Below are 12,665 nucleotides of genomic sequence, written 5' to 3'. Positions count from 1 at the left end.
TTCTTTTAAGAGAAATATTAAAACAGTTCAGAAATATCTAAAATATGATCCAATTCCAATTTTTTCCTCGCTCTCAGCCAACAACATCAAAACTCTTAGAAGTTACTGAGGTTTTCAAACATTACATTAGCGATATCAACTCACAAGTACATCAGCTATCAAGCAATGATGTGCTTCTTATTATTTCAAATGATCTTGAAAAAATAGGATTCAAAGTTGAGAAAAGTAAATCGGCTGAAGATAAAATACCTGTTGCTGTACTTTATGGACACAACAACCAAGCTTCTAAAAGTTTTCTAGCAGATGCTATTCACCTCGAACAAAAAGTCGTAATTGAAGTTGAAGCTGGTAGAGCTGTAGTAAATAATCAATTTCTCAAAGATATCTTCCAAGCCAGTATGATGGTTGATATCGAATATCTTGTTTTAGCCGTTAGAAATACATATAGAAATTCGAATGATTTTCAAAAAGTCTATCAATTTTTAGACACACTATATACCTCTCAGAGAATTCAACTACCTCTGAAAGGAATATTAGTCATCGGTTATTAATCTCAAAGACTATAATCAAAATTATCATATTAGGCTCTTATTTTATGGATAAGCTAGATTTGCCCTTAATCCCAAGCAAAGAACAGATTCAGCGACTTCCTCTATTTCAAAATTTAGCCCCTGAACAAATCCAACTGATTTCCAACTTGGCACAATGTCATGCCTTACAAGATGAGCTGTTTGCCGCGCCAGTATTTGGTTTTGATTCCGAATCGAAACCGACCTTTCGTAAAGGTGAAGTCGCCACAGGCCCGCATGTGATTCAACTGGCGACCGCAGAGCAAGCCTATATTTTTCAGATCAGTCCTGCGATTTTAGATTTTTTAGCGCCAATCTTAGAAAGTTCAACGCAACTTAAAGTCGGTTTTGGCTTGAAAAACGATGCGCATCTGTTTCGTAAAAAAGGGATTCACTTTAATCAGGTGCTGGATTTATCCAAGGCCTTTACTGCTTTTGGCCTAACCACGCCAATTGGAGTAAAGAATGCCATGGCGCTGCTGTTTCAGGTCAATTTTCCCAAAAGTAAAAGTGTTAGTACCTCCAATTGGAGCAAATTTCCCTTAAGTGCTGCGCAAATCCAATATGCTGCTGCCGATGCCTATGCCCCGGTGCTGATTTATCAGGAATTACTGCGTTTAGGTATTCATCTGCCTGCTGCACAGCATAGAACGAAATAAAAGCAACATCTTAGCTTAGATATTTGCCAATACTTTGCTAAGATTGCTGCAAATTAATTCAATGAGATCGGGTAAGGAGCGAAAGCATGCTGATCATCCCTGCAATTGACCTGAAAGATGGCAAATGTGTGCGTTTAAAACAAGGCCGTATGGAAGACGATACCGTATTTTCTGATGACCCTGTAGCCACTGCACAGCATTGGGTGAATGAGGGCGCACGCCGCTTACATTTGGTCGACTTAAACGGTGCTTTCGCAGGTACCCCGATTCATAAGCCTGTGGTTGAAGCGATTGCCAAAGCGCAACCTGAATTGCCAATTCAAATTGGTGGCGGTATCCGTTCACTCGAAACCATTGAGCACTACCTTGATGCAGGCGTATCGTTTGTAATTATTGGCACCAAAGCGGTGAAAGAGCCTGAGTTTGTCGAAGAAGCTTGTAAGAAATTCGCAGGCCGTATCATTGTCGGTATTGATGCCATGAACGGTATGGTGGCAACCGATGGCTGGGCCAATGTCACGGATGTGAAAGCGACTGATTTGGCCAAACGTTTTGCCGATGCAGGCGTGTCCAGCATTGTCTATACCGATATTGCGCGTGATGGCATGATGCAAGGTGTCAACGTAGAACAAACTGTACACTTGGCGCAATACTCAGGCTTGCCTGTGATTGCTTCGGGTGGCGTGACCAACTTGGATGACGTGCGTAACCTCAAAGGTCAACCCGGCATTCTAGGGGCGATTACAGGTCGTGCGATTTATGAAGGTTCATTGAACTTACGTGAAGCCCAGCTGTTATTGGATGAACAAGCGCTCTAAGCCGAGACACTGAAAAAAGAGGTCACATGACCTCTTTTTTATCAATGAAAATTGGATTCAGCCGATTAGTGCGGTTTAGTAAATCGCATTACGAATAAATTTCAGTGGAATCGCTGCCTGATTGATGTAGCGATATTCAATGGTACTAGCATACACAATCGATTCCCCTGCGCGCAGAATTTTAATTTCACCTGCCAAATCTAAGGTCAGTTCCCCTTCAATCACATACAGCATCTCGCGCCAGCCTTCGGGGTCAGGTTCAGCACAGTATTGTTCATTCGGTGCCAAAGTCCACGTCCATAATTCGACTTTTTTGCTGGCTGGGGCAGAGACCACCAATTTGGCTTCACTCTGTTCCTGCGTACCCTGCCAAGCCAAGGCATTCACCACCGCTTGCCCTTGTTGTTCAGGCGCGGCAATCATTTGCGCAAAATCAACCTCGAGCACATCCGCAATTAAACTGAGTTTTGCCAGACTGATATTGTCCTGTCCAGTTTCGACCCCTGCCACCATACGACGACTTAAACCTGCCAAATCCGCTAATTGCTGCTGGCTTAGGCCTCTCAGATTGCGATAGTGGCGCACGTTTTGACTGACATATTGTAAAACTGAGGGAGACTTCATACAGGTGTTTCAAGAAAACATTGAGCAGTATATTGCACAAAAAATAAAAGCATGGCAAGCTATGTGCAATATATTGCACAATACCAAGCTCATCTATGTTCACTCAATCGCTCGGCAGCAAAGCGCCTGTGATCGCCCTAATCTTAATTACCTTTATTTGGGGTGGTACCTTTTTGACGGTGAAATATGCCTTAAATTTTAGTTCTCCGATGTTCTTTGTCGGGCTGCGTTTTGCTTGTGCCGCAACCTTAATCGGCTTACTGTCCTTTAAACAGCTAAAGCACACTACCCGACAGGATCTGTGGGCAGGCTTTATTATCGGCTGTATGTTAACCATTGGTTATGGCACGCAAACCGTGGGCTTAAAGACCATCAGCAGCAGTGAATCGGCATTTTTAACCGCGCTATACGTGCCTTTGGTACCCGTTTTGTTATGGCTGCTGTTCCGTAAAGTTCCGCATTTTATGATTTGGATTGGGGCAAGTTGCGCATTTTTCGGTTTAGTCTTGCTCACAGGCAATGGTTTCCAAGCCATTTCCTTAAACTTTGGTCAGATTGTCACGTTGTTAGGCGCGATCGGCATTGCCTTGGAAATTATCCTGATTGGCTATTTTGCCCCGAAAGTGAATTTGGCTCGCGTTACCGTAATTCAACTGGCTGTGGGTTCAGTGATGTCTTTTGCCGCGATGCCACTGGTGGGAGAACATCAAATTCCAGCGTTCTCATGGCCACTGGTCAGCATCGCCTTTGCTTTGGGATTGGCCAGTGCCATGATTCAATTCGTAATGAACTGGGCACAACGTTCGGTGAATCCCTCTCAGGCGGCCATTATTTATGCAGGTGAACCAGTTTGGGCAGCTTTGTTTGGTCGTCTAGCAGGAGAACGTTTGGCACCGCTGGCTTTACTGGGTGGCGTACTGGTGGTATTTGGTATTTTAATCAGTGAATGGAAGCCCAAGTTGTTGAAATCAAAAAAGCAGGCTGAGCAGCTATAACTAAAAAGATGAAGTCGCCTTGCTATCCAGCGACTTCATCATCATGATGAAGCATTAGAAAGACACCATTTTGCCTGGGTTGAGCATCGCCCCCAAACTATAAGCACTTTTCGCCATCGGAATCACCACGGGGGCTAATGCACGACCAAACAGAATATTCTGATGCTGGATCTGGGTCAGCATCTTAAAATCATTGGTTTGACCACAAAAATCATCAGCGATGGCTTTGCCGATACGTACCGTCTGCGCCACGCCATGTCCACTCCAGCCGTGTACTGCATAGATCGGGTATTTCTCACCAAACTTACGACTATCCGCTGCACCATTCATGGTCAAGTCGGTTGTTCCACTCCAGACAAAATCTAGCTCCACTTGCTTCAGTTGCGGGAATACATGCTGAATGCGCCCCAACAAATATTGCTGAGTCTTTTCGGGCGTCCAGCAGGAGCCTGTGCCTTCACCACCAAACAACAAACGGTTCTGGGACACACCGCGGTAATAATCAATCTGAAACTGGGTATCGTATACCGGGGTATCCGCAGGGAGCAGTTCTTTTAACTCAAGCTCCAACGGGGCTGTGGTACAGACATAGGTATAAAATGGAATCGTGGTCTGGTTGTGCTGTTCTAAAAGCTTGAACGAGGCATGATGCACAGCCATCACCACACTCTGGCGTGCTTTTACCACGCCAGTGGGCGTCGTGACATAGATTCCGTCTTCGCACTCTTGGAGCGAAAGCACTTCGGTTTGCTCATAGATTTGGCCACCATTGAGACAAAATCCATAGGCCAAGCCACGATTTAAGGCCAAGGGATGAATCTGCCCGCCTAAGCTGTCGAGCAAACCGCCATAATAATTATCGGAATTGACGTGCTGCAGCAGCTCATGCTTGCCCACCACACGAGTATGGCCTTCTCCTAAGTATTTACGGGCATCTGCAGCTTGTGTCAGTGCCACCAAATGCCCTTCATGCACCGCTGCGGTAATATGACCGTGCTTGCGCTGTACATCCAGTTCATAGCGCGCGGCAATATCATCAATTAACGCCATCGCTTCAGTCGAGGTAAACTGCCACAAACGTTTCGCCTCGGCATAGCCAAAATGGCTGATCATTTCTTCGGCTTCCCAGCGTGCCAAACCTGGGGTGAGTTGCCCACCATTGCGTCCTGATGCCGCACCGCCAATTCGGTTTTTTTCAAGCAAAACCGTATCAACGCCTTGCTCCGCCAAATGCAGTGCCGTCGATGTACCCAATAGTCCACCACCAATCACCACCACATCACAAACGATATCGGCATTCAGCGCATCAAACTGCTGCCAATCCTGTAGGGAACTCTCGTAATAATTCGCCGGATGCTGAAACTGTCCACGCGTCTCAGGAATCCAGTTCCACTCTTTACCGCTTTGTTGCTGCTGGCTGGCTTTAAATTCGACATCGTCTAAAATTTTTGGCTTATTGATTTGCATTTTTTCACTCACTTCTCTGGGTACTACACCGCGCTATTAGTAGGCATTACCAATCACAATATTTTGCTTTTTCAATTTCTTATAAATAAAGATCACAATCCCGACTGCCAACCACGCCAGACCAAACAACAAGGCTGATTTTTCTAGGTTGACCCAGAGACACAGAATGACCATCACCGAAATTAGCGGTAAAAACAGGTTTTTGAATTTATTTTTCCAGCCTTGACGTTGCTGCTCATGCACATAAAACTTCATGAAGACTGAGAAATTCACTGCGGTAAAGGCAATCAGGGCACCAAAGCTGATCATGCTGACTACGGTCGCCAAGTCCAGCACCATCGCCAACAGACAAATGATGCCGATGCTCAAGACTGCATATAACGGAGTCCCCAATGTGCTGTGTACCTGCCCCAAAGTGCCTTTATGGAAAATGCCATCGCGCCCCATAATATGCAGCAAGCGCGATGCACTGGCATGTGTTGCCAAGCCTGAAGCAAAGGTATTCATGATTTGTGCACAAAGGAACACTGCTTGGAACAAGGCTCCACCGACATACATCACAATTTCGGGCAAAGCCGCATCGGGGTCTTTAAAGCGTACATTGCTTGGGAAATACAACTGAATAAACCAAGAGGCGGTAAAGAAAATCACCCCGCCAATTAAGGTGGTATAGATCACGGCACGGGGAATGGTTTTCTTTGGATCTTGGGTTTCATGCGACAAGGTGGTGACCGCATCAAAACCCAGAAAAGAGAAACATAAGATGGACGCCCCAGCGATCAGCGGCAAAATTTCCGTATTGCCATTCAATAATGGCGCCAGAGTCAAGACATGGTTATAGCCTTGCGCATGCCCGACACCCTGAATGACCAAATACACAAACAGCAGCATTAACACCACAGGTGCAAACACGAAGATCAAACTTAAATTGGCCAGAATATGAATTCGGAAGCAGTTAATCAACGTCACCAAAGCACTAAACAATAGCACCCATGCCCAGTAGGGCACCGCAGGAATCACCGCTTCCAAATAAATCCCCGCCAGCAAGGCGTTGATTAAGGGCAACAAAATATAATCCAATAAAGCGCACCAGCCGACAAAAAAGCCGGCCTGCGGGCCACACGTTTCTGCTGTATAACTATAGGCAGAACCGGGTTTATCGCTCACTCGGCTAAAACGCGCATAACTGATTGCGGTAAGCAGCATGGCAAATAGCGCCAACAGATAGGCCAGAGGTACCCGACCTTCGGTTATGCCAGAAACAATTCCGAAAGTATCGAATACGGTCATGGGGGTCATATAGGCCACACCAATAATAATGACCTGCCATAAAGACAATCTTCTGAAAGAAACCTCGGTTTTTTTCATTTTGCCACCACTTACACATTTTATTTAACTTAATTATTTTTTTGCAACAACTATGCCATATAATATAAAAAATCTTATTTTAAAAATGAGAACAGTAAATGCCTAGATACTCCGTTGAAGTGCGAAAAGCCGCAATTCAAGCCTACAAAATAACCGACTACAAAGTTGCGGTCTGCAAACAATTCAACATTTCCCGTGTCACTTTAGATGCGTGGATTAAGCTGGAAGAAGAGACGGGCGACCTCGCACCAAAGCCCAGTGAAAAACGCGGTGCACCCAGTCATATCAAGGACTGGAGCGCTTTTCAAAGCTTTGTTAAAAAAACAAAATTTCAGAATATCAGTGACCTAGTTCCTCTGTTTGAACAGGAATTTGGCTATGCTGTTTCTTATGCCGTTTTGGTTCGAGCCATCCATGTTTTAGGTTTAAGACGTCGTCGTGGTCGCTATTATGCTTAATGTGTTTTCATTCTAATTTTAAATAAAAGTAATATATAAATTTAAATAAATAACTGTACATATATGTAAAGTTATTTTATTAAAAATGTAATTTTAAATTATTAAAAACGTAATTTTATTAATATAAAAAGGCACATTATAAATATTAAAATATTAATTTTAAATTATTAAAAACGTGAGCTATTTATCAAAAATAGGTTTAGTTGATAAATGAAAAATGTAAAGTCAATTTGTATAAACAGCCCAGCTTAAAGCACTGGACTGACAAAAAATGGGGCAAATCGGCTCAGAGTTGGGCAAAAAAAGAGTGGCATAAGCCACTCGTTTTTTATCTCAAGCTGCTAAAAACGTCATTTTCAGCGCTGCTTAGGCGAAAGCACCGAGTTTAGATCGGTTGATTGTCATTCAAGGTAATAATGCCCCGGATGGCACGGTAAACAATCCAAATCCAGGCTATCGTGATTACACTGATACAGAAGATGGTACTGCCCAAAGCCACACTGGCAAACAAGTCTGGATTATCGCCTGTGAAAAACAGGAAAAAGAACGGTACAAAGGCAATCACATTCCAGAACAAATACCACCAAAAACTGCGGATTTGCCATAGGAAATGGCTCTCGAATATAGAACCTCTGACATCATTCAATTTGACATAGTTAATAATCAGGGCGATGAATGCCAACAAGCCACCCGTAAAGATGGCAATGATATAAAGGACATATAAGACCAGCGTTAAGCTACGATTCGGATCTTGATCAATGGGATTATTCATTGTTTTCCCCCTTCTTGTTAATATTCTCGCCTTTAGATGGACAAGCTATTGAACGGCGAGATGAGCCATAAAATCAGTAAGATATTGCATGCTATAGTACAGAAATATACCTGCTTAAAAGGTTGTTTTTGTGTTTTGTGTCTAAGTTTTTGCTGTGCCAACCATGCGGCAGGCCAGCCTCCCAAAAAGGCCAGAATATGCAGCGTCTGTTCCGGTACACGACGCCCGCCCAATTGTGCCGCTTCTTTATCTTGTGCATAAAACCAGTAACTGGCTGCATTCATTAAACAGACCAAGAGCAGCACCAAGCCACTGAGTAAACCGAGCATCACCAAAATCGCCAGCACGATAAAATAAGCGATACAGGCCAGCTGCATCAAAGCATGTTTTTGCGGTGCAGCGGGTTTGGATTTTGGCTTAGCGCGTTTGGCTGTTTGTGAGGCTTTTAAGTAAGTTACTTGCTGCGCGCGACAGCGCCCCTGCCCATCTAACAACACGTTATATTCCAAGGCACAACCGACAATTGGGCGCGGACCAGGGCGAGCAAAATCCTTAATATGCAGGAAAACGCGCTCTTTATTGGCATCATCAGGTTGAATAAAGCCATAGCCTTTCTCATCAAACCATTCTACCAAGCGTCCCTGATCTCGCATGTAAGCTTCCTTGTTTAGCCGTTTACAAATTTTAAGCGTTCAATCAGCATATTACGCATTTCTAAAGGATTTTTCTGCAAAATATCATCCCCTGTCCGTCCTTCAGCCGCATTTTTCTGTGCTACTTGCAAACGCATCATCCAGAAACGCCCTGCAGCCATGGCTAAATACAATTGCAAGCAGGCTTTCTCATCTTCGGTTAATGGCCGAACCGTTTGATAGGCATTCAAAAATGCGAGGGCTTTGTCTTCATTTAAATGCACTTCTGGGTATTCGGTACAGAAATCATTCAGGGTAATCGCGATATCAAACAGCAGTTCATCTTTGTTCAATTCATAAAAATCGAGGATCCCTTGGAGCTGGTCACCTTCAAACAAAGTATTGTCACGGAACAAATCGGAATGGATAAAGCCTTTCGGACGGTCGGGATATACCGCAGTCATGGCATCGTACAGACCCAGCAATTCATTCAGTAAGGCCGTATCGGCAGCATTCAGTGTCGGTTTAATTTCCCGCGACACCTGACGCCAGTATTGATGGTTACGGTATTGCGCGCGTTCCAAAGGAAAATCCAGTAACGCCACATGCATTTTGGCTTGAGCCAGCGCAATCGCTTCAACCTGAGCCGTAGATGCAGGCATCGGGTGTTTACCCATTAAACGCGGTGCAATCTGTGCCGGCTTTTGTTTAATAAAATGAATGGCTTGCCCTGAATGTCTTAAGGGAACAGGGACAGGTAAACCCTGTTGTCCCAAATGTTCTAATACAGGTACAATTTCACCCGCGCCATATTCATCCATTTCTTCAAAAACGGTTAATACGTATTGGCTTTGGTTTTCACAGACCAAAAAATAATTTGTATTTTGAATACCTCCTTGAATGGGAATCAGGTCAATCACCTCTAATCCATAAGGGGCTGCGAAGTCCTGAACTTCCTTTAAAGTCAAAGTGGTATAAACCGACATAGAAAACCTGCGAAAAATCTTACATAAGTTTGATAGAATACCGTTTCAATCTACCAAGGTGTAGCGCTTGTGTAGGTGAGTTTCATAATCGGCTGTAATTATTGGAAAAAATTATGCTAGCTAAACGTATTATTCCTTGCTTGGACGTTGATAACGGCCGAGTGGTAAAAGGTGTACAGTTCCTTGATATTCGTGATGCAGGCGACCCCGTTGAAGTTGCCCGTCGTTATAATGAACAAGGTGCCGATGAAATTACCTTCCTTGATATTACCGCTACACATCATGGACGCGACACCACTTACCGTACCGTAGAACGTATGGCCGAAAGCGTATTTGTGCCGCTGACTGTCGGTGGCGGTGTCCGTAAGGTCGAAGATATTCGCTTACTGTTAAATGCGGGTGCCGATAAAGTCAGCATTAACTCCGCGGCTGTGACCAATCCTGAATTTGTGCAAGAAGCTTCGCAACGCTTTGGTGCCCAATGTATTGTGGTTGCCATTGATGCAAAAAAAACCGGTGAAAATAAATGGGAAATTTTCACTCACGGCGGTCGCAAACCAACAGGTATTGATGCCATTGAATGGGCGGTAAAAATGGCCAACTACGGCGCAGGTGAACTGCTGATTACCTCGATGGATGCCGATGGGACCAAAGCCGGTTATGACCTCGGTTTAATGCGCGCGATTAATGACCGTGTCACCATTCCAACCATCGCTTCTGGCGGTGTAGGCACCTTACAACACTTGGCCGATGGCATTTTAAAAGGCGGTGCCGATGCCGTCCTTGCAGCGTCTATTTTCCACTTCGGTCAACACACCATTCCCGAAGCCAAACAATTCTTGGCCGCGCAAGGCATTGAGATGCGTCTTTAACAGTCTCATGCTATGTAAAAATAAAAAGAGTGCCTACGCGCACTCTTTTTTATGCATCCCTCTTTCAGGCCAATCTGCACATAAAAAAAAGGAGCCTTGAAGACTCCCTATAAACCACGAAATTTACAGCCTTGGGTTCAGCATAATGCTTAAACAAGTAAAATTGAGATACAGACATTCGTGACTAAGGAAATCAGACAACGAATCGTTACACTGTAAACATCATCCATTCATCCGTATTGACCATTAACGCCAAAATTATTGACCAATTACGACAAGCATCTGATTTTATTGCAATGCATCCGTCACTGCGGCGGAGTGTTCACGGGCTGCAAGCCGAGGTCGCTCCACCCATTTGGCCGGGAAATAGCGCTGCGAGAGTTGATTCAATCGGGTTGCCATGAATGAGGGCAATGCCACACCCAAAGGATTCTGTTCTTGTAAGTCCACAGCAGAAATCACCCGTGTTCCCAGTAAATAGTCAAACCACGGTTTGGTCACACACCAGTTGGCATCCTGATTGGCATTCATATGATGATCATAATGCCATGGGATTTTTTTCATCGCCCATTCTGGCTGCAAATGTGCACGGCGATGAATATAAAAATAATTGCAGGCACTATAGACGGCAGCCGCAGCCATACCCTTGGAAATCGGATAAAACAGGGCACTACTGACCCCGGCTGCCACCAGCAATGACAGCACTTCATTTTTGGTGCGCCAGTGCGACAAGCCTTCCACATAACTGTCATCAAAAAACTGCTGTTTTCGCACTTCGCGGTGATGTTCCCAATGCGATTTCATACTTAAAGGCACAGGGCTATATCGTGGCTTGCCAGCCCGATGCGTACCATGTAATAGATATTTATGCGCGACCCATTCAAAGCCATTGGCAACCACCAAGCCGACTACAAATCCTTTCCACATCATCTTTTCTCCATTCATGACTTGAATATAGAAAACTGAATATGATAAATATTGACCATCCACGCGCTTAATATTGACAAATTACGACAATAAAAACAAATGATGCAACCTCTCAATGACTATATGGGCTCAGTCTACGGTGGACTCGGACACCTACTTTATAGCTACTGCCAAGCGCAGGGACTGAATATTTCCGCTCAATTGGCAAAGGTTCAAAATCTGGAACGTTTTGACTATCGTATCTGGCATCAACTCTTAACCGAATTACAGCAGCAACTGCCTCATCCTGCGTTGGGGCTGGAAATCTCAACCTATGTAGAAAGCAAACATCTGGGCATATTGGCCTATATTGCCCTCGCCTGTGAAACCTTAGGAGAAGCTTTAAATCGCTATTATGATTTTCATCGACTCATATATGATGGCATGCCGCTGCAAGTCGAACAGACTACTGACTACCTTGCGATTCGTTGGGGGGAAATTCCGCCTCAGCTGAGTAGCCAGTTAACCGATGAAATTGCCATCGCACTGATGGTCCAGTTCTTGAACCGAAACATGGCGAAACATCCGATTCAGCTACATGAAGTCCATTTTCGCCATACCGCCCCTAAAAATAGTCGGCAATATGAACAGTTTTTTCACTGTAAGGTACGTTTTTCGCAGGCGACTGCGCAAGTGCTGTTGCCGCTTGAGGAACTACAAAAACCATTACTACAAGCCGACCAGACCCTGCAACAATTACTGATGCAGCAGGCTGAGGCATTACTGAATCAGTTGCCACACTCGACTCAGCTGGATCAGCGTTTACAACAAGCCATTTTGGCGGGCTTACAAAAAAATCTGTATCAAATTGAGGTGATTGCCCAGCAATTAAATATTTCTGTGCGGCAATTACAGCGTTATTTACAAGCGCAGGGCACCAGTTATCAGCAGCGGACGCAACAAGTCCGGCAAATGCTGGCAGAACAATATTTACGGGATCCGCACCTCAGCCTACAGCAAATTGCCTTGCTGCTGAGCTACTCTGAACAAAGTGCCTTTCAGCGCGCTTTCAAATTATGGACAGGACAAACGCCACAGCAGTTTCGTAAAATATATCTGCAATAAAGAGCACCGCTTAAAAAGTCCGCTTAAATTTCTATCCTCTTTGCCTTGAGTCACCTTTTATTTCACGCGAAAGATAAACCGTGATCCATCAAAACAAAGAAATCAGCCTTAATAAAAATATGGGGCTGAGCTGGAGTGCTTTTTTCTCATGGTCATTCTGGGTGTGACCGACAAGCGCGCGCCTTGTAAGCGTTGCACCGATTGCGATGGGTCTGACTCTCAGCCTGATTCGCTGGATGCGTATACCCATTCCCAATACCTCGGTCAATCCTGCGCGTAAGTACAGGAGTCGCGCTGTGTGCAAAAACTGCAGCGATGTGTGTGCTAGGGTTATTCTGGATAGCCAATGCGCGGTGCCGTCATCGGGAGTCTGCTGTATACATTTATTGGGCAACAGAAAACCGTAACTCGGGA

The 12,665-nt window shown here is 44.7% G+C and carries 14 protein-coding genes; 7 read left to right on the top strand and 7 right to left on the bottom strand.

Annotated elements, in window-relative coordinates:
• The first annotated feature begins 44 nt into the window (after positions 1-44).
• The 3 genes from AC6CHI_RS06940 (at position 45) to hisA (ending at position 2,046) form a co-directional block, all read left to right on the top strand.
• A complete protein-coding gene (locus tag AC6CHI_RS06940; protein WP_498120287.1) occupies positions 45-551 on the top strand; it encodes a hypothetical protein in 507 nt (168 codons plus the stop codon).
• 44 nt (positions 552-595) lie between these two features.
• Positions 596-1,228, top strand: a complete 633-nt coding sequence (locus AC6CHI_RS06935) for a 3'-5' exonuclease (RefSeq protein ID WP_498120285.1) — start codon at positions 596-598, stop codon at positions 1,226-1,228.
• An 86-nt stretch (positions 1,229-1,314) separates the two neighbouring features.
• A complete protein-coding gene (gene hisA / locus AC6CHI_RS06930) occupies positions 1,315-2,046 on the top strand; it encodes a 1-(5-phosphoribosyl)-5-[(5-phosphoribosylamino)methylideneamino]imidazole-4-carboxamide isomerase (RefSeq protein ID WP_142767627.1) in 732 nt (243 codons plus the stop codon).
• Positions 2,047-2,121: 75 nt separating this feature from the next.
• On the opposite strand, the gene AC6CHI_RS06925 is transcribed toward hisA, so the two are convergent.
• Positions 2,122-2,670, bottom strand: a complete 549-nt coding sequence (locus AC6CHI_RS06925; RefSeq protein ID WP_498120283.1) for a helix-turn-helix domain-containing protein — start codon at positions 2,668-2,670, stop codon at positions 2,122-2,124.
• A gap of 95 nt (positions 2,671-2,765) precedes the next feature.
• On the opposite strand from AC6CHI_RS06925, the gene AC6CHI_RS06920 reads away from it, so the two are divergent.
• A complete protein-coding gene (locus AC6CHI_RS06920; RefSeq protein ID WP_498120281.1) occupies positions 2,766-3,665 on the top strand; it encodes a DMT family transporter in 900 nt (299 codons plus the stop codon).
• Between the two features lie 54 nt (positions 3,666-3,719).
• Here the strand turns inward: AC6CHI_RS06920 and AC6CHI_RS06915 are convergent, their stop codons facing one another.
• Entirely contained in the window at positions 3,720-5,132 is a 1,413-nt protein-coding gene (locus AC6CHI_RS06915; protein WP_498120280.1) for an NAD(P)/FAD-dependent oxidoreductase, read from the bottom strand.
• A gap of 36 nt (positions 5,133-5,168) precedes the next feature.
• Positions 5,169-6,500 (bottom strand): APC family permease, encoded by a 1,332-nt coding sequence (locus tag AC6CHI_RS06910; protein ID WP_458891789.1) that lies wholly within the window; start codon positions 6,498-6,500, stop codon positions 5,169-5,171.
• Between the two features lie 98 nt (positions 6,501-6,598).
• On the opposite strand from AC6CHI_RS06910, the gene AC6CHI_RS06905 reads away from it, so the two are divergent.
• Complete coding sequence (locus AC6CHI_RS06905; RefSeq protein WP_458891790.1) at positions 6,599-6,958, top strand: COG3415 family protein; 360 nt, start codon at positions 6,599-6,601, stop codon at positions 6,956-6,958.
• A gap of 385 nt (positions 6,959-7,343) precedes the next feature.
• On the opposite strand, the gene AC6CHI_RS06900 is transcribed toward AC6CHI_RS06905, so the two are convergent.
• The 3 genes from AC6CHI_RS06900 to AC6CHI_RS06890 are packed head-to-tail and all read right to left on the bottom strand — an operon-like array spanning position 7,344 to position 9,348.
• Entirely contained in the window at positions 7,344-7,730 is a 387-nt protein-coding gene (locus AC6CHI_RS06900; protein ID WP_498120278.1) for a DUF4870 family protein, read from the bottom strand.
• Positions 7,731-7,762: 32 nt separating this feature from the next.
• Positions 7,763-8,383 carry a DUF1294 domain-containing protein gene (locus tag AC6CHI_RS06895; RefSeq protein WP_498120276.1) on the bottom strand — a complete coding sequence of 207 codons (621 nt, stop codon included), beginning with the start codon at positions 8,381-8,383 and terminating at the stop codon, positions 7,763-7,765.
• A gap of 14 nt (positions 8,384-8,397) precedes the next feature.
• On the bottom strand, positions 8,398-9,348 hold the full coding sequence (locus AC6CHI_RS06890) for a homoserine kinase (protein WP_498120274.1): 951 nt from the start codon (positions 9,346-9,348) through the stop codon (positions 8,398-8,400).
• Positions 9,349-9,461: 113 nt separating this feature from the next.
• Between AC6CHI_RS06890 and hisF the strand changes: the two genes are divergently transcribed.
• Complete coding sequence (gene hisF / locus AC6CHI_RS06885; protein ID WP_458891794.1) at positions 9,462-10,220, top strand: imidazole glycerol phosphate synthase subunit HisF; 759 nt, start codon at positions 9,462-9,464, stop codon at positions 10,218-10,220.
• A 288-nt stretch (positions 10,221-10,508) separates the two neighbouring features.
• On the opposite strand, the gene AC6CHI_RS06880 is transcribed toward hisF, so the two are convergent.
• Entirely contained in the window at positions 10,509-11,147 is a 639-nt protein-coding gene (locus tag AC6CHI_RS06880; RefSeq protein ID WP_498120551.1) for a sterol desaturase family protein, read from the bottom strand.
• Between the two features lie 102 nt (positions 11,148-11,249).
• Between AC6CHI_RS06880 and AC6CHI_RS06875 the strand changes: the two genes are divergently transcribed.
• The gene (locus AC6CHI_RS06875; protein ID WP_498120549.1) at positions 11,250-12,251 is read left to right on the top strand and encodes an AraC family transcriptional regulator; all 1,002 of its coding nucleotides are present in this window, start codon (positions 11,250-11,252) and stop codon (positions 12,249-12,251) included.
• Positions 12,252-12,665: the final 414 nt, after the last annotated feature.

Source organism: Acinetobacter sp. GQ146 (assembly GCF_059758585.1).
Note: the sequence above shows the minus strand (reverse complement) of the source record. Positions and strands in the feature narration are given on the sequence as shown.